At 71.1% G+C, this 16571-nt stretch carries 15 protein-coding genes; 2 read left to right on the top strand and 13 right to left on the bottom strand.

The window, feature by feature from the left end; genetic code table 11:
- Positions 1-74: 74 nt before the first annotated feature.
- The 13 genes from AC07VX_RS04635 to AC07VX_RS04695 all read right to left on the bottom strand — a co-directional run bounded on the left by AC07VX_RS04635 (position 75) and on the right by AC07VX_RS04695 (position 14504).
- A complete protein-coding gene (locus AC07VX_RS04635; protein WP_493162868.1) occupies positions 75-3227 on the bottom strand; it encodes a S8 family peptidase in 3153 nt (1050 codons plus the stop codon).
- A 68-nt stretch (positions 3228-3295) separates the two neighbouring features.
- On the bottom strand, positions 3296-3976 hold the full coding sequence (locus AC07VX_RS04640) for an NF038120 family PEP-CTERM protein (protein WP_493162867.1): 681 nt from the start codon (positions 3974-3976) through the stop codon (positions 3296-3298).
- 243 nt (positions 3977-4219) lie between these two features.
- A complete protein-coding gene (locus tag AC07VX_RS04645) occupies positions 4220-4747 on the bottom strand; it encodes a hypothetical protein (protein WP_493162865.1) in 528 nt (175 codons plus the stop codon).
- A complete protein-coding gene (locus tag AC07VX_RS04650) occupies positions 4744-5139 on the bottom strand; it encodes a type IV pilin protein (RefSeq protein WP_493162864.1) in 396 nt (131 codons plus the stop codon). The genes AC07VX_RS04645 and AC07VX_RS04650 overlap by 4 nt, the downstream gene beginning before the upstream one ends.
- 6 nt (positions 5140-5145) lie before the next feature.
- Positions 5146-5613 (bottom strand): type II secretion system protein, encoded by a 468-nt coding sequence (locus AC07VX_RS04655; RefSeq protein WP_493162863.1) that lies wholly within the window; start codon positions 5611-5613, stop codon positions 5146-5148.
- 14 nt (positions 5614-5627) lie between these two features.
- The gene (locus AC07VX_RS04660) at positions 5628-7772 is read right to left on the bottom strand and encodes a secretin GspD/PilQ domain-containing protein (protein WP_493162862.1); all 2145 of its coding nucleotides are present in this window, start codon (positions 7770-7772) and stop codon (positions 5628-5630) included.
- Positions 7769-8284 (bottom strand): hypothetical protein, encoded by a 516-nt coding sequence (locus AC07VX_RS04665; RefSeq protein WP_493162861.1) that lies wholly within the window; start codon positions 8282-8284, stop codon positions 7769-7771. Before AC07VX_RS04665 ends, AC07VX_RS04660 begins: the two co-directional genes overlap by 4 nt.
- Positions 8281-8793 (bottom strand): hypothetical protein, encoded by a 513-nt coding sequence (locus AC07VX_RS04670; protein ID WP_493162860.1) that lies wholly within the window; start codon positions 8791-8793, stop codon positions 8281-8283. Before AC07VX_RS04670 ends, AC07VX_RS04665 begins: the two co-directional genes overlap by 4 nt.
- The gene (locus tag AC07VX_RS04675; RefSeq protein WP_493162858.1) at positions 8790-9914 is read right to left on the bottom strand and encodes a hypothetical protein; all 1125 of its coding nucleotides are present in this window, start codon (positions 9912-9914) and stop codon (positions 8790-8792) included. Before AC07VX_RS04675 ends, AC07VX_RS04670 begins: the two co-directional genes overlap by 4 nt.
- Positions 9907-11418, bottom strand: coding sequence for a GspE/PulE family protein (locus tag AC07VX_RS04680; RefSeq protein ID WP_493162857.1), 1512 nt, complete (start codon positions 11416-11418; stop codon positions 9907-9909). The genes AC07VX_RS04675 and AC07VX_RS04680 overlap by 8 nt, the downstream gene beginning before the upstream one ends.
- Positions 11415-12608, bottom strand: a complete 1194-nt coding sequence (locus tag AC07VX_RS04685; protein ID WP_493162856.1) for a type II secretion system F family protein — start codon at positions 12606-12608, stop codon at positions 11415-11417. Before AC07VX_RS04685 ends, AC07VX_RS04680 begins: the two co-directional genes overlap by 4 nt.
- Before the next feature lie 8 nt (positions 12609-12616).
- Positions 12617-13036 carry a type II secretion system major pseudopilin GspG gene (gene gspG / locus AC07VX_RS04690; RefSeq protein WP_493162855.1) on the bottom strand — a complete coding sequence of 140 codons (420 nt, stop codon included), beginning with the start codon at positions 13034-13036 and terminating at the stop codon, positions 12617-12619.
- Between the two features lie 91 nt (positions 13037-13127).
- Positions 13128-14504: a TIGR03790 family protein gene (locus AC07VX_RS04695; protein WP_493162854.1), complete on the bottom strand. Its 1377-nt coding sequence runs from the start codon at positions 14502-14504 to the stop codon at positions 13128-13130.
- A 450-nt stretch (positions 14505-14954) separates the two neighbouring features.
- Between AC07VX_RS04695 and AC07VX_RS04700 the strand changes: the two genes are divergently transcribed.
- Together AC07VX_RS04700 and AC07VX_RS04705 are read left to right on the top strand one after the other, a co-directional pair.
- Positions 14955-15716 (top strand): sulfite exporter TauE/SafE family protein, encoded by a 762-nt coding sequence (locus AC07VX_RS04700; RefSeq protein ID WP_493162853.1) that lies wholly within the window; start codon positions 14955-14957, stop codon positions 15714-15716.
- Positions 15717-15752: 36 nt separating this feature from the next.
- On the top strand, positions 15753-16571 hold the full coding sequence (locus tag AC07VX_RS04705) for an HDOD domain-containing protein (protein ID WP_493162852.1): 819 nt from the start codon (positions 15753-15755) through the stop codon (positions 16569-16571).

Here is a 16571-nt window from a genome sequence, read left to right on the forward strand (position 1 = left end):
ACAAGAAAGCCGCAGCAATCGCTTGCTGCGGCTTGCGTCGGGGCGGCAGGCCGAGGCCCGCCGCCGGCCCGTCATCAGTCAGCCGCGGGGCTGCCCACCTTGGAGTTGACGCCCACCGGCACCGGATCGTTGGTGCGCACTTCCAGCAGCGTCGTGCCTTGTGGCGTGCCACCGACCATGAAGCTGGCCGCGCCGAGGAAGCGCTGGCCCGCTGGCAGGCCCGACCAGCTCATGCCCGCCGAGGCCGTGCCGCCGACATAGACCGTCGCGGGCGCCAACACCTTGAAGCTGCCGCCGACGTCGGTCTTCGTCACGATCCAGCTGGACATGGTGTAAGTCGTGCTGGGGCGCTTCTGCGTGTCGTAGGAGATCGTGCAGACCTTGTACGTGCCGGCCGCCGGGCGAATCATCGTGGCCGTCTCGTTGGAGCCTCCATTCAGGCTGCCGGCAACCGCGACGTTGCTGGAGTTCAGCACAAGGATGTCGATGTCGTCCTGCCCGCCGGGGAGCTGGCCGCCGGTGGTTTCGGCATCGAACAGCTGGAAGCGCGCCACCAGCGTGCCGGCCGGAATGCTGACGCTGCGCACGCTGACGCCGGTGGGTGTCGGCGAGGCGTTGCAGATCGTGGCAGCCGCGCCGGTGTTGTTGCCGGTGATCGTCTCGACCGTGCGCGTCGCGGCCTGCAGGCCACCCTTCTCCACCGTCATCGCGCCGCCGAAGCCGGTGCCGATCGTGAAGATCTTGCTGGCGCCCGCAGCGTCGCTGGTGATCGTCGACGGGACGGCCAGCGCGATGCCGCGCGCGGTCAGCGGGCTGCGCACGTTGTGGACGCCGTCCGACCAGGTCAGCGTGCCGTAGGCCCAGGTGTCCAGCGGCGCAGTCGTGCGGGTCAGGCGCACCGTGAAGCTGGCCTGGGCGCCCGGCGCCAGGGTCAGCGAGGCGGGCAACACGTCGGCGGTGAAGCCGCTCATGCTGACGCTGGGCGTGTAGGTGCTTGTCGTGCTGCCCACGTTGGTGACCGTGCGGGTCAGGGTCTGCACGCCGAGCACGCTGGCGGCGGTCAGCGAGGGCAGGTTCAGGTTCTGCGCCGTGATCGAGCCGATCGCGGTGCAGGTGGCCGCCGAGTAGAAGCCCAGGTTCAGGCCGCAGCTGAAGCGCGCGTAGTCCAGCGCGCCGGCGTCGTACACCAGGCCCGGGTCGGTGGCGGCATTGGGCGCCACATGGCCGGCACCCTGGGCCCAGGGCAGACGGCCGTTGGCATTGGCCGTGGCGCTCCAGGGCAGGGGGGCGTTGACACCGTCGTCGTAGGTGTCCGTGGCCGTCGTCATCAGCGCCGACTTGATCATGGCCGGCGTCCAGGTCGGGTGCGCCTGCTTGAGCAGCGCAGCCAGGCCGGCGATGTGTGGGCTCGCCATCGAGGTGCCGGAGATCATGCCGACGTTGGTCTTGGTCGTCGTGCCGCCCCCCTTCAGTGCCGTGACTTCAGCCGAGGTCATCGAGGGCGAGAAGGCCGCCACGATGTCGACACCGGGTGCCGTGAAGTCGGGCTTGAGGATGTTGTTGTCGGCGACGTTGGGGCCGCGCGACGAGAAACCGGCCATCTGCGGCGCCAGCACGTCGCCGAAGCGGGTCTGGGCGACGCCCAGGGAAGCCACCGCGGCCGCACCGCTGGCCGTCGCGTAGGCCTTGACGGCGGCACCGTCTGCGGCATTGATGTGGATGGTCGGCACCGAGTGCACTTCGGCCACCAGGCCCACACCGTTGTCCGCCATGATCATGCCGACACCGCCCGCCTGCAGGACCGCCAGGCTCTTGTTGACGCGCGCCGTGGTGCCGCGCGTGCAGATGACGATCTTGCCGGTGACCTTGGCCGGGTCCAGCGTCACCGCGCCGTCGACGGCGCCATAGCAGAGGTCGGCCTTGCTCAGGTCGGCGCCCGCCACGGCGGCGTCGGTCGAGCGGATCAGCGGGGTCGAGGGCACCGGGGTCTGGTTGACCGAGGCGCCGACATAGTCGGCGTTGTCGCCGGTATGGGCCACGGCACCGACGGTGCGGCCATGCGTGGACGCGGCGACGGTGGCATGCCACGGACCGAGGTTGGCGGACGGCGCGGTGTTCGGGCCCGAGTTGCCCGCCGAGGCGGCCACGAACACGCCCGCGTTGGAGGCGTTCAGGAAGGCAACTTCCGTCGAGTCGGTGAAGGCACCGCCACCGGCCGACGGGCCGATGGAGTAGTTGATGACGTCGACGCCATCCTTGACGGCCTGGTTGACCGCCGACACGCTGTTGCTGGCCGGGCAGCTGCTGTTCCCGGCCGTGTTAGACCAGCACACCTTGTACATCGCCACGCGCGCCCGCGGCGCGATGCCGGAGATGTTGCCCATGGGGATGCCGTTGATGCTGGCCGCCACGCCGGCGTTGCCACCGGCCGTCGACAGCGTGTGGGTACCGTGGCCGCCGTTGGCTTCCGCGGCGCCATCCCGGCCGGAGTTGAAGTCGCTGGCGTTCGCGCCTGCAATCTGCGTGTAAGACCGGATGCCGATCAACTTGTTGTTGCAGTTGCTGGCCAGGATGCCCGGCTTGACCTGGCAGCCGATGCCCTTCCACTTGGCCGGCGGGGGACCATAGACCTGCGTGCCACCGGGGTTGTGGGTGGGCACGCCGTTGGCGTCGACCCGGTCGGCGAAGCTGGTGTCTTCCGGCCACACGCCGCTGTCCACCATCGCGATGATCATGTTCTCGCCGGCGGCACCCACGCCACCCAGCTGGCTCCACAGGCCACCCGGCTGGTTCAGGCCGAGGAAGGTGGGCGTGTAGCTGGTGTGCACCGTGTAGATTGCATCGGCTTCGATGCTGAGGACGCCGCTGTTCTTCTTCAGAGCCCGGACTTCGGCATCCGTCAGGTTGGCCGCGAAGCCGTTGAGGACGACGTCGTAGCGCGCCGTCACGTTGGCCGGGTCGATGGTGGCCAGCACGTCGGACTGCTTCTTGTCGAGATAGCTCAGGTAGGCCTGCACGTTCTCGGCGCTGACATCCAGGCGCTGGCCCGGTGCCGGCTTGGTGGCGGCGAGGCCGGTGATCTCGCCACCGTAGCTGGCGGCGGGCGCACCGACGAGCTGGACGATGTAGGAGCGCCGCACTTCCTGCGCGCTGGCCGTCATCGCGGCACCGGACAGGAGCATCATGACCGCCAGCGAGGCCGGCGTAAGCGTCTTCTTGGACTTCATGGGGTGATTCCTCTGACTTGCTTGTGGCAGTTGGGGGGCCGAGGCGTCGATCGGACGCGCTCTGGATGTCAGATCGACTTGCGGCGGCGGCCGGCAGCAAGCAGGCCGGCCAGGCTCACGCCCACCAGTGCGATGCTGCCCGGCTCGGGCAGGTAGCCGATGTTGTCGACCGCGAACTGGGCCTGGTTGCCGGCCGGGTTCACGCAGTTGTTGTTGCCGTCGTAGAGGCAGCTGCTGATGGTGACCGACTGGAACCACTTCGAGGCAAAACCGCTGCCGAAGTCCCAGTGGCCGAAGTTGAAGTTGCCGGCGGCGTCCTGCAGGTCGAAGTCACGGGAAATGCGGGTCGAACCACCGGCGTCGTCGAAGCCGGTCACGACCAGTTGGCCGACGCTGAAATTCAGCAGCAGGTCCAGGGGCATCACGAAACCGAAGTCCAGGCTGGTCAGGCTCAGGCCGCCCTGGGCCAGCCTGATGTTCAGCCCGCCATCGTTGAGGGCCGTGTAGAACTGGGTCGAGTTGCCGCCCGGGCACACGGCGATGAAGCAGCTGCCGAAATCGCCGATGGCCCCGTCAAAGCCACCCTGGCCCACCGTCGTCACGACGGCTACGCCTTCGGTGAACAGGTCGCCGTTGGTCATGATGTTGGGCGCGGCCGCATCAAAGGTGACGTAGCCGCCGCCTGCGAAGGCCAGCGTGCATGCCATGGTTGCAGCGGTGGCCAGTGCCGATTGGAAATACTTCTTCATGGTGTCCTGCTCACATTCCAAGGGTTGGGTCCGAGCGACCGGCGGCCGCCCTGCTACGAAACTGCCGAACCCAAACTTGCGATGCGGGAGAAGCTCGCCCGTACAAACTCGAATTGCGTCACTTTGTAGCGTGAACTGCGGATTCTCTTGAACCGCCCCTTGACAGCCATCCACACTTGCCCGTCCCTGCAGACGGGGGGAATCAGGGTTAGTCCGGGTGACGAAAAGGCGGGCCATGCGCTGTCAGCGCGGCATTGACGCGGACGTGCTCGCTGCCGCGGATGCCGGCAGGACAGGCTCTGCCGGCATCCGCGCCGTGAACAGCCATTGCGAGGCCTTGTGCGCCGTGCCGTACTCCATCGCCACCTCGCGCAGCAGCGGCTGTTCGGAGCGACTGTGAACGGCGCTGAAGCGGCCGGGCTGGCCCGCTTCGGGCACCAGCACCCAGTCCGGCGCGCGCGTGAAGGGGTCGGGATAGAGACGGCGCAAATGGTGCCGCGGCAGCACGCCACGGCGGTCGACGAGCAGGTCCTGCAGTTCGCGCGGGTACTCGGCGGGCGGAACCGGCGTGGCCTTGGCATAGCTCGCGATGGCGCGGGCGATCTCGGCGCCCCGCCAGCCCAGCTCCAGTTCCCTCTCGCGCTGGGCGGCAGTCGACCAGACCTGTCCCAGCGCCGCCAACGCGGCCGCCGTGAGGGCCACGAAGAAGAGCACGGCCAGGTAGGTGAACCCGGCCGAGTTCGATGCAGGGCCCGCCGAGCGCAAGCTCACCACTCCGCGTAGAGGCGCCCGTCGGCGGCGCGGCCCGCCGCGCCGCTGCGCACGTCCCAGACCTGCCCCTGCGCCTGCATCTCGGCCGGCGGCGCAACCACCACCCAGGCATCGCGCCCCCCGGCAATGGGGTCCTCGGGAACGTCGCGGATGTAGCGCAGCGTCGCCAGTTCCTCCAGGGAATCCGGGTAACGGCCCTTGTCGGCAGCGAACTGGTCGATGGCATCCCGCATCGTGTTCAACGACGCCAGCAATGCCGTTTCGCGGCTCTTCTGCAGTGAGGCGAAATAGCGCGGCGCGGCGATGGACGCGAGCAGCGCCACGATGGCCATGACAACGATCAGCTCGATCAGCGTGAAGCCGCGGCGACGCGGGAAAGCAGGGCGCTGCACGGCCGGTCACCAGTCGCGCAGCCGCGTGCCGTCCAGGGCACGCCGCTCCGAACGTGAGAAGACGTCGAACACGTCGCGGCCGGCTCGCGGCTCGTCCGGCGCACTGTCATGGGCGCGCAGCCCCCAGCCCTCCTCCGGCGGCAGATCGGCGGGCGCGAAAGGGTCGCGCGGCAGGCGACGCAGGAAGTACAGGCGCCGCCCGTTGGCCGACTTGGCGTCCTTCACGCCGTCCACCAGCACGCGCAGGTTTGGCGGATAGCCACTGTCCTCCGCGCCCAGCGTGATGCTGCCCGTCTCGGCAGCGCGCTTGTAGGCGTCGATGGCGCCGCGCAGGCTGCGCAACGCGGCGCGCAGTTCGGTCTCGCGGGCGCGCTGCGTCGACAGCTCGAGCAGGGGCCGCGCGGCCGATGCCAGCACTGCCAGCATGGCCAGCACCACCAGCATCTCGATCAGCGTGAAACCGCGCGCTCGCATGTCCAACCCTGGCTTCAGCGGGGGGCGTCGATGCTGATCAGCCCGCTACCCTCGACGCGCACGGAGGCCGTCTCGCCGTTCAAGCCGCTGGCCTGCAGGGGCGATACGTTGATCTGCGTGATGCCTGCGCCGGGAAGCGCGCGGAACACGAAGATGCGCTCGCCTCGCGGCAACAGCTCCACCGGGATGCGGCCGGGCGCGGCGCCGGGCTGGGCCTGAGCCAGCTGCAAGCGCGCCACGTCGTACTCGATCTCGCCCTTGACCGATAGCGGACTCTCGTTCTTCAAGGTCACGGAGACCGTGCCGCCAACGCTGATCTGCGGGGTCACGTCGAGCTTGACGGTGGCATCTCCGGGCGGCGAGGCCGCCGCCGACGGCGCTGCCGCCGGGGCCGCATTGCTAGGCGCCACCCCCACCCTGGCCTCGCGCCGCAGCAGGCTGCTGAAGGCGCCGGGGCTGGCGTCGATGCCGCTGGCCAGGCGCGTCAGCGATGCATCCGGCACCGCCAGGTTGCGCACCACGCGCGGCGTGATGAGCAGCACCACCTCGGTCTTGTTGCGCGTGTCGGTGGTCGTGCCGAACAGCCGGCCCAGCACGGGGATGCGCGACAGGCCGGGGATGCCGGTGGCCGCCTTGCGGTCCTCGTCGTTGATGAGGCCGGCCAGCACCTGCGTCTCGCCGTCGGCCAGGCGCAACGTGGTGGAGGTGTTGCGCGTGCCGATCTCGTAGGCCGTCGTGCCGCCCGGGCCGGTGACCTGGCGGATCAGGTTGCTGACCTCCAGGCCCACCTTGATGACGACGTCGTTGTCGAGCTGGATGGTGGGCTCGACGTCGAGCTTCAGGCCGATGTCGAGGTAGCTCACCGAGGCCGCCACCGAGGTCGAGCCGGTGAAGTTGGTCGTCGTCGTAAACACCGGCAGCTTCTGGCCGATGTGGACCTTGGCCTTGTCGCGGTTGCGCACGCGGATCTTGGGGTTGGCCAGGATGTTGGAGTTGCCGGCCGTGCCGCGGATGGTCGCGACGACAGCGGGGTTGGCGATGCTGGCGCGGAACTGGTCGCGCTGGCTCAGCAGCACCTGGCCGACGGCGCCGGGCAGGCCGTACTGCACCGTCTCCGGCCACTGCAGGCCCAGCGCATCGACCTGGTCGGTGGCCAGCTCCATCACCTCCACTTCCAGCATCACCTCGGGCTCGGGCAGGTCCACCGAAGCGATGAGCTTCTCGACGAGCCGCAGCACCTCGGGCGTGTCGCGCACGACCAGCAGGTTCAGCCGCTCGTCGATGTGGATGTCACGTACCTTGGCGATGGTGCGCACCATGGCCTGCACCTGCTTCACGTCGGCGTTGGTCAGGTAGAGCGTGCGGGTGATCAGTTCCTGGTGCTCGCGCTGCTTGGCGGCCGTGTTCGGGAAGATCAGCACCGAGGTCTCGTTGAGCAGCTTGCGGTCCAGCTGCTGGGTGTTGAGGATGACGCGCATGGCCTCGTCCATCGTCACGCTGCGCAGGAAGACGGTCACGCGGGCGTCGGCGCGCACATCCTTGTCGAAGACGAAGTTCACGCCGCTGGAACGCGACAGCGCCTCGAACACCTGGCGCAGCGGCGCCTCGCGGAACTCCAGCGTGACCGGCTTCTGGAAGGCCGGGCCCAGCTCGCCTAGCGCCGACTCCAGCGGACGCGCCTGGGCCACCTGGCTGGCCAGCAGGCGTGCCCCGGGATGCTGGGGCGACTCGGCCAGGATCTCGCGCGCGACGGCGTCGGCGCGCTCGACACGGCCCTCCTTCAGCGCGGCACGGCCGGCGGCGAGCTGCACGTCCTGGCGGCGGCTGCGCTCCACCTCCGTCGTCAGCGCGGCCAGGCGCGGGTGGCGGGCATCGGCCTGGGTCAGTTGACCCAGCAGGGCGGCCGCCTCGTCCCAGCGACCCGCGCCCCGCAGCGCCTCGATCTGCAGGATGAGGCGAGCCGTGGCCTGCTCGCGGGCGCGCACCTGGGCCGCGCGCAGCTGGGGGTCGGTGGGGTCCTTGGCGACGGCGGCATCCAGCACGCGCAGCGCGGCCGGCCATCGATTGCTGCGGCCGAGGTCTTCGGCCTCGCGCAGCGCCGGGTTGGCGCAGGCGGTCAGCAGCACGGCACTGACGAGGATGAGGAGGAACTGCTTCATGGGACGGGCCTGAAGACGATGTTTTGGGGGAGCTGCGCAGGCAGCCAGGTCAGGCGCACGCCGCCCTCGGACACCTGCTCGACGCGCCATTGGCCGTCGATGACGTCGCCGCGCTTCGCGCTGATGGCCTTGTTCGGGCCGGTCAGCAACGCGACCTCCACGGCCTTGGCGCCTTCGCCCTCGATGACGCGACCGATCATCTGGTAGGGCGCGGGCGGTGCGACGGGCGGCGGAGGCGGGGCGGCCGCCATGGGAGGCGGCGCAGGCGGCGGAGGCGGCGGCGGGGGCGGCTGCCAGGCCGCGAGCTGGGCAGCTGGCGCCTCGGCCCACGGCCGGCGAGACGCGCTGCTGGCGGCCAGCGCAGCGCCCGCGGGCGTGGCAACGGCCGCAGTGCGACGCGCCGGCGCGACCACGACGGCAGCCGTGTCGTCCTCAGGCCGGGTCGCGACCCAGCCCGTGACGGCCAGCGTTGCCGCCAGCGCGCCGCCGAGAGCGAGTTGGCGCGGCGTCATGGCGCAGCCCTGCCGTGCAGCGACCACTGCAGCTCCGCATCGACGTCCGTCGCCATCGGGCTGACGCGGCGCAGCTTGACGGCATCCAGGCTCAGGGCCGGGTCATGTTCCAGCGCGGCAGCGATGAGGCGGCGCACCTGGGCGTAGCTGCCGGTCACCGGCATGGTCACGCGCAGCCTCTCCAGGCCCTCGCTCGTCGACAGCCGGTGCTCGGTGCGCGCGCCGTTCAGGTCGAGGCGGATGCCAAGTTCCAGCAGGTCCGCCAGGCGTTGCTGGCGCTCGCTGGACGGCGGCAGCGCGGCCTGCCATTGCTGCACGCCGATCGGCGCCGAAGCAGCGGCGGCGGCCGGCCGGGCCTTGGCGCGCAATTCGCGGGCCTCGGCCTGCAGCCGGGTGGCCTGGGCATCCCAGCGTTGGCCGAGCGCGATGGCGGCCACGGCCAGCGGCAGTGCCGCGAGGCCGGCCAGGCCGGGCCAGCCCAGGGATTTGATCAGGCCGGCGCGGTTCACGAGCCGCCCCCGGTCGCCACACGGGCATTGATCTCGAAGCGCTGGCCGGTGAGGCCGGTCTCGGCCGCCGAGAAGCGCGACAGCACGACCTGGCGCCAGCCCGGCGTCGTGCCCAGCTGCTCGGCCAGCTGCAGGGCCAGCAGCTTGTCGGGCGTCAGGCCCTCCAGCCGCAGCTCGCCGCGGCCGGCGCTGGCGTCCAGACCCAGCCAGGCAATGGTCCTGGCCTCGGCACCGGCCGTCTCGACGCGGGTCAGCAGCGGCTCCCAGGGCATGGCCAGCAGCGCGCGGGCTTCGGCGGCGGCACGGTTCACGGCGGGCTCCGTGCGGCTGCGTGCGGCGGGCCTGGACGCGGCGGCCGGGCGCAGCGCGGCGACGCGGTCGCGCGCGGCCTGGGCGGCGTCGAGGGCTCGATGGCTGTCGATGGCGCTCCAGGCAGCCGTGGCCAGCACCAGGGCGCCTGTCGCCGCCAGCGGCCAGGCCAGCTTGGATCGGCCGCTGCGCGGCAGGAAGTCGGGTTGCGGCGTCGCGGGGCCGGGCTGGGGCGCGAGCCCGTCGGCGGGCGTGCCGACGGCCAGCGGCGCATCACCGCCGAGATCGGCCAGGCTCTGCACGCGGCGCGACTGCAGGCCCGTGACGCGGCCGCGGTCGAGCTGGATGACGACTGCCACCTCGCCTTCATGCCAGACGACACGGCCGGTGCCGGCGCGCGTCGCCGCAGGCAGCGCAGCCAGCCACGCGCTCCATGCCGGCCGCACGGCGGCCAGGCGCACGCGGGCAGCCTCGGCCTGGGTGCGCAGCGCGGCCAGGTCCAGCCCATGAAGGGCCGACGCCCCGACGGCCTCGCCCAGCTTCCACGGCGCGATGGCGAAGCGCTGCGCCGCGGCGCCGAAGTAATGGGCGAACTGCTGCTGGGCGTAGGCCTGCACGGCGTCCAGGTCGGCCAGCGGCAACCCCGGCTCGACGACCAGCTCGTGCAGCGCGCGGGCGCTGACGACCAGCTCGACGGCCGTGCCGGGCAGCTCGCGGCACCAGGCCCCGAGCTCATCGCCCCCCGGCGTGACGAAGACGCGCCGCGGCCTGGCCAGCCGCGCGGCGAGCTGCTGGCGCAGGCGTTCACTCATCAAGGGTGACACGTTCCAGCTCCTCGAAGGTGGTGTCGCCGCGGCAGACGGCGGCCAGCGCCATCTCGCGCAGCGACTTCATGCCGCGCGCCTTGGCCGCGGCCTTGATCTCGGACATCGGCGCCCGCGCGGCGATGAGGTCGCGCAGCCCGTCGTCGAGCTTGAGCAGCTCGGCCACCGCGCGGCGGCCCTTGTAGCCGGTGCCGCGGCAATGGCCGCAGCCCTCGCCCTTCATGAAGTTGCCGTTGATGACACCGTGCCTGGCCAGGGCGGCGGCATCGGGCGTGAAGGGCCGCGCGCAGTGCCTGCACGTCAGCCTCACCAGGCGCTGGGCCAGCACGGCGTTCAAGGCCGACACGACGTTGTAGAGGTCCAGCCCCATGTGCATGAAGCGGCCGATGACGTCGAAGGCGTTGTTCGCATGCACGGTGCTGAAGACCAGGTGGCCGGTCAGCGCGGCCTGCACGGCGATCTGGGCCGTCTCGGCATCGCGGATCTCGCCGACCATGACACGGTCGGGGTCGTGGCGCAGGATGGAGCGCAGGCCGCGCGAGAAGGTCAGGCCCTTCTTCTCGTTGACGGGGATCTGCACGATGCCGCTGAGCTGGTACTCGACCGGGTCCTCGATGGTGATGATCTTGTCGGCGCCGGTGTGGATCTCGGCCAGCGTCGCGTACAGCGTGGTCGTCTTGCCGGAGCCGGTTGGGCCGGTCACCAGCAGCATGCCGTGGGGCTGGCGGGCCTGGTGGCGGATGGCGGCGCGCTCCTCGTCGTCGAAGCCCAGGGCATCCAGCGTCAGCGTGCCGGCACGGGCGATGGCCGCGCGGTCCAGGATGCGGATGACGGCGTCCTCGCCGAACACGCTGGGCATGACGCTGAGGCGGAAGTCGATCTCGCGACCCTGCACGCGCAGCTTGAAGCGGCCGTCCTGGGGCAGGCGGCGCTCGCCGATGTCCAGCTCGGCCATGACCTTCAGCCGCGACACCAGCTGCTCGGCCACCTGCGGGCTCTCGACCTGGCGCACGACGGCCATGACGCCATCCACCCGGAAGCGGATCGCCGCGCCGCGCGCCGTGCATTCGATGTGGATGTCGGAGGCGGTGTCCTGCAGCGCGTCGTAGATCGTCGCGTTGAGCAGGCGCACCACCGGGCTCGCCTGTTCGGACAGGGCCAGGGCCGACAGCTCCTCGGTGTGGTCCTCGACGGCGGCCAGTGCATCCTCGACGTCGGACAGCGCGCGGAAGTCGGCCTCGCCGGCGCCGAGGAAATGCGTCACCGCCTCGGCCGATGCGCGCTGCCAGCCCACCGGCGCGTTCAGGCGGGCCTCCACGCTCTGCAGCAGCATCGCGTCCTCGTCGCGCTCGGCGAGCAGCACGCGGCGGTTGTTGGCGCCGACGGCCAGCACCGCGCGCCAGCGCTGGGCCTGGGCCTGCGGCCATTGCTCGAAGTCGAGGTGCCAGGGGCCTTGCTCGGCCGGCAGCCAGTCGGCAAGCGTCGTCGTCATTGCACCTGCTCCACCAGCTGGAAGATCGGCAGATACATCAGCACGATGATCCCGCCGATCAGCACGCCCATGATGAGCATCAGCGCCGGGTTGACGAGGCGGGACAGGAGATCGGTCAGCCGCGCGGCTTCCTCGTCGTGGAAGGCGGCGGCGCGCTCCAGCATGGCGGCCACCTCGCCGCTGCGCTCGCCCACACGCAGCATGCGGCGCGCGACCGGCGTAGCAAGGTCCTGCGCGTCGAAGGCGGCGGACAGGCGCTCGCCGCGCTCGATCTGCGCGGCCGCCGCCTGCACGGCGGCGCGCCAGGGCGCGGCCACCACGTCGACGACGATCTTCAGCGCCGCCAGCGCCGGCACGCCCGAAGCGAGCAGCATGGCCAGCGACCGGTAAAGCCGCGCCAGGGCCAGCACGCGCAGCCGCGGGCCCAGGCCGGGCAGCGTCCACATGGCCGCCTGCGCGCGCTGGCGCACGGCGGGCTGACGCAGCAGCGCGTAGACCGCAAAGCCCACCGCGGCGATGCCGCCGATCACCAGGACCGGGTGCGCACCCGCCACCTGGCCGAACTCGATGAGCACGCGGGAGGCCCAGGGCAGCTCGGCGCTGGTCTGCTCCAGGATGCCGGCAAAGCGCGGCAGCACATAGAGCAGCAGGAAGAGGATGACGGCGCCGCCCACGCCCAGCAGCATCAACGGGTAGACCAGGGCCGCGACCAGGCGCGCGCGCAGCGCGTCCACCCAAGCCAGGTAGCGCGCATGCTGGGCCAGGGCCGTGGAGAGCTGGCCAGTCTTCTCGTTGGCGGCGACGATGGCGCAGATCAGCTCGTCGAAGGCCTGCGGCTGCTGGCGCAGCGCGACCGAGAGCGGCTGGCCCTGCTCGATCTGGCCGATGACGGCGTCCAGCGCCGCGCGCACGCCGGGCTGGCCCTCCTTCTCACGCAGCGTGTTCAGGGCTTCGAGCAGCGCGATGCCGGCGTCCAGCAGCACGGCGAGTTCCTGGCTGAAAAGCTGCAGCGGGAATCTGCTGTTGCGCCGCCAGGGCCGCACGGCCTCGGCGCTGGCGACTTCGCGCACCTCCAGCACATGCTGCGGCGGCACGCCGAGCACCGCAGCCACGGCGGCGCGGTCGGGCGCCTCCACGCGCTCCGAGCTGACGGCGCCCGCGCGCAGCACGCGGGTCTGGAACTGCGGCACGATGGGGCTTACCAGCTGGTGAGGTCGGCGTCCTCACCCTCGCCGCCAGGGCGGCCGTCCTTGCCCAGGCTCAGCAGGTCGTATTCGCCATGCTCGCCGGGGCTGCGGTACTGGTAGTCGTTGCCCCAGGGATCCTTGGGGAGCGCCTTGGACAGGTAAGGCCCGGCCCACTTGGGCTCGTCGGCCGGCTTGGTGACCAGCACCGCCAGGCCCTGCTCGGTGCTGGGGTAGCGGCCGACGTCCAGGCGGTACTGGTCCAGCGACTTGGTCAGCGCGTCGATCTGCGCGCGCGCCGCCTTGACCTCGCTCTTGCCGATCTGGCCGAAGAACTTCGGCCCGACATAACCGGCCAGCAGGCCGATGATGACCATGACGACGAGGAGTTCGAGCAGCGTGAAGCCGCGGGCGCGGTGGGACGGCAGGGACATGGCGGGGCAGGGTACAGCGGGACGGCGACTGTTCAACGGCGGGCGGCACGCGGCAATCGGGATTTGACCGCCCCGCATTCTCAGGGGCCGATCATGACGACTGGGCCAGCGTGCAGGTGTTCGCCGCGTTGTCCGGGCAGGGGCCTTGCCAGCGGATGCGCGTGGCTGCAGCCGGCGGCAGCGGCGCGCGCCCGTCCAGCGCCTGGCCGCGCACGCCGGTGAACGTCGCCAGCGTCGTCCAGGCCGCCCCCTGCAGGTACTGCAGGCTGTAGCGGCTGCCGGGACGCAGGGCTCGCGTCTTGATCTGGTACTCCCCCGCCACGATGGCGAAGCTCGGGCTGTCGCGGAAGGGCTGGGCCAGGGGCTCGCCGACGAACAGGCCCTGGCCCGGCCACTGCACGGCCTTCCAGTAAGCCTCGATGGCGGTCGCACCGCGCCAGTACTGGTCGACGAGCACCGAAGCGCGCGAGAACTTCTGCTGGAAGTTGCAGGGCTCCTCGACGGTGCCGTAGCTGGCCGTGGCGCCCGCCTCCAGCCAGGCCGTGATGGGCATCTGGCCTCCGCCGGTGGGAAGGACGCCGCCGGTGGAGGTCAGCGTGTCGGCCAGCGCGCCCGGGCGGAACTGCAGCGTGGGCAGACTGCCGACGCTGGCCAGGCCCGTCAGGTAGAAGAGCACGCCGCTCTTGCCCGCCAAGGCGTCGCCGCCGGCCGGGCCGGCGCTGTTGTCGACGTAATTCAGCGCCAGGGCGCCGTTCCAGGCCGCCGCAAGGCTGGCGAAATCGGCCCAGCGGGCACTGCGGTCGACATCGGTCGTGCGCACCAGCCAGCCCTCGCCGGCCGGTCGGCTGGCATCGGCCGCGACGCCGCGGCCGATCAGCGCCTGGGCCGCCGCCAGCGTGCCGGCGCCCAGCAGCATGGCGGGGCGCACCTGGGCCTCGACCTGCGGCCGGCGCACCTCGCTGTCGTAAAGCGGCGACGCCGCCGTGCCGGCGCACAGCTGGGTCGCGGGGCTGGGATTGCAGTAGCGGGCGTCGAAACCGAAGGCCATCGCGCTCGTGATGCCCATGCTGCAGCTGCCGACGACCCGGCTGGGCGCGGCCCAGGTCAGCAACGTGGCCTGGGTGCCGGCGGGCAGCCGAGCGTCGATGTCGGTTTTCAGCAACGCAAAGTCGGCGGCCGGGATTGCGTCGTTGGCGGTATTGACACGCACGCGGACCAGATTGGCCGCCGGCACGCCCCGCGCGGCCACGTAGGCCGCCCCCACGGCCTCGCTCAGGGCATCCCCCTCGGCCACGATGACCGCCAGATCGGCCGGCACCAGACCGTTGGCCGGCAACGTCAGGGTCAGGGTCTGGCCCAGGCCACCACCACCCCCATCGGTGCCACCGCCACTGCCTCCGCTTCCGCCTCCACAGGCGCTGAGCAGGGCTGGTATCAAGAGGGGCAGCAGAAGGAGCAAGCGGCGCATGGCCGGATTCTTACCGCAGGTCGGCTCCGGCCAGAATGCACACAAATGGGGCGTCCTGCACCTTTCGCAGCCGACGAACCCGGGCTTACCCCAGTTTCATGCACCGTCGCGGGGCAATACATTCTCGGCACTCGACGCGGTTCCGGGCTCTGGTCCAGGACCGCCGGGCGGGTTGTGAGGAGACAAGACAAGCGCCAAGCGCACAAGGTTGCTTCGTAACCCCGAAGACAATCCCACCGGCCACCAAGGCACCCCTTGGTGGCCGTTTTCTTTGGGCCCCTCGCCCGGTCTGCGTCCGCTGGACGCGGGCAGCCCAGTCGGGCCCCCCGAGGGGACGGCGATGCTCGCGGGGCCTGCCCCGCTCGCACATCGCCAGACGGGCCGGCTTGGGAGCGGCCCGGCGCTCGGCCCGATCAATGGACGACGCCGCGCCGGATTGGAATCAAGGACATGCTCGACCTCGCCATCGTCGCCCTCGCCTCCCTGCTCGCCGGCTTCATCGACGCGGTGGCGGGCGGCGGCGGGCTCATCCTGACGCCGGCCCTGTTCAGCACCTTCCCGAACGCGCCGCCGGCCACGCTGATGGGCTCGAACAAGGGTGCGGCCATCTGGGGCACGGGCTGGGCTACCGTGCAGTACGTGCGGCGCGTTTCGCTGCCCTGGCGTCGGCTGCTGCCCGCCGCTGCACTGGCCGGCGCCGGCAGCTTCACGGGCGCATGGGTGCTGACCCTCGTCAACCCCGACGGCCTGCGCAAGGCCCTGCCGCTGGTGCTGCTGGCCGTATTCATCTACACGCTGGCCAGGAAGGACCTGGGCCGCGAGCACAAGCCTCGCTTCGCCGGCCGCGCCGAGGCGCTGGCGGCCGGCGCCATCGCGCTCGGCGTGGGCTTCTACGACGGCTTCTTCGGCCCCGGCACCGGCAGCTTCTTCGTCTTCCTGTTCGTGCGCGTGCTGGGCTACGACTTCCTGCACGCGTCGGCCACGGCCAAGCTGATGAACCTGCTGACCAATGCGTTCGCGATCACGCTCTTCGTCAGCAAGGGCCACATCTGGTGGCAGGTGGCGGCGGTGATGGCCGTCACCAACGTCATCGGCAGCCTGGCCGGCACGCGGCTGGCGCTCAAGCATGGCGCCGGCTTCGTGCGGGGCGTCTTCATCACCGTCGTCGGCGCGCTCATCCTCAAAACAGCCTGGGACGCCTTCTTCCGCTGAACTACGATCAGGCATTCCCCAGCGATCCCACTCACCATGCCCGTCGATCCTCAACTGCGCAATCTGGACATCGAGATCCCGACCCAGCCCGAGGTCCTGGTCAAGCTCTCGCTGCTGATGGCGGCAGAGGACATCGACCTGCAGGCCATGTCCTCCCTGGTCGAGACCGACATGGCGCTGGCGGCGGCCGTCATGAAGGCGGTCAACTCCTCCCTCTACGGCCTGCGCGGTCGCGTGCAGACCGTTCACCAGGCCCTGACCTATCTGGGCATGCGCGAGGTGGCCGCCATCACGTTCGAGATGGGCCTGCGCGCCGCCTTCCCGGCCGCAGCCGAGCTGGAAGCCGTGTGGACGCGTGCCTCGCAGCGCGGCCTGCTGATGGGCCGCATGGGCCAGATGCTGGGCGTGGACCCCTGGGCCGCCCACTCGGCCGGCCTGTTCGAGGAATGCGGCAAGGCCGTGCTCTACCGCCACGCGCCGACGCACTACCCGGCCATGCTGCGCGCCGCCACGCGCGACGCGGAGCTCGTCGAGCTGGAGCGCACGGCCTTCGGCGTCAGCCATGACGCCCTCGGCGCAGCGTTGTGCGAAAGCTGGGGCCTGGCCCCGGCAGCCGTCGCCAGCGTGCGCCACCACGTCGAGATCCAGGCCACGCTGACCATGCCCGAGAGCCTCGCGCGCCGCAGCGTCGCCGCGATCTCGACGGTGGCCTGGGCCCTGCTGACCCACCCCGAACAGCTCGACGAGGTCGCCAGCCAGATCGCCCCCCAGGCCCAGCTCGACGAGACGCTGGTGCTGCGCGCGGCACGGCGCGTCAACGAGCAGCTCCTGGCCGCCCAGGAACACGGCCGTTGA

Source organism: Roseateles sp. GW821-FHT03B02, from assembly GCF_059421025.1.

Coding starts and splice junctions, on each gene's coding strand:
- AC07VX_RS04635 (WP_493162868.1), bottom strand. CDS start 3,227: ATGAAGTCCAAGAAGACGCTTACGCCGGCCTCGCTGGCGGTCATGATG.
- AC07VX_RS04640 (WP_493162867.1), bottom strand. CDS start 3,976: ATGAAGAAGTATTTCCAATCGGCACTGGCCACCGCTGCAACCATGGCA.
- AC07VX_RS04655 (WP_493162863.1), bottom strand. CDS start 5,613: ATGCGAGCGCGCGGTTTCACGCTGATCGAGATGCTGGTGGTGCTGGCC.
- AC07VX_RS04660 (WP_493162862.1), bottom strand. CDS start 7,772: ATGAAGCAGTTCCTCCTCATCCTCGTCAGTGCCGTGCTGCTGACCGCC.
- AC07VX_RS04665 (WP_493162861.1), bottom strand. CDS start 8,284: ATGACGCCGCGCCAACTCGCTCTCGGCGGCGCGCTGGCGGCAACGCTG.
- AC07VX_RS04675 (WP_493162858.1), bottom strand. CDS start 9,914: ATGAGTGAACGCCTGCGCCAGCAGCTCGCCGCGCGGCTGGCCAGGCCG.
- AC07VX_RS04680 (WP_493162857.1), bottom strand. CDS start 11,418: ATGACGACGACGCTTGCCGACTGGCTGCCGGCCGAGCAAGGCCCCTGG.
- gspG (WP_493162855.1), bottom strand. CDS start 13,036: ATGTCCCTGCCGTCCCACCGCGCCCGCGGCTTCACGCTGCTCGAACTC.
- AC07VX_RS04695 (WP_493162854.1), bottom strand. CDS start 14,504: ATGCGCCGCTTGCTCCTTCTGCTGCCCCTCTTGATACCAGCCCTGCTC.
- AC07VX_RS04700 (WP_493162853.1), top strand. CDS start 14,955: ATGCTCGACCTCGCCATCGTCGCCCTCGCCTCCCTGCTCGCCGGCTTC.
- AC07VX_RS04705 (WP_493162852.1), top strand. CDS start 15,753: ATGCCCGTCGATCCTCAACTGCGCAATCTGGACATCGAGATCCCGACC.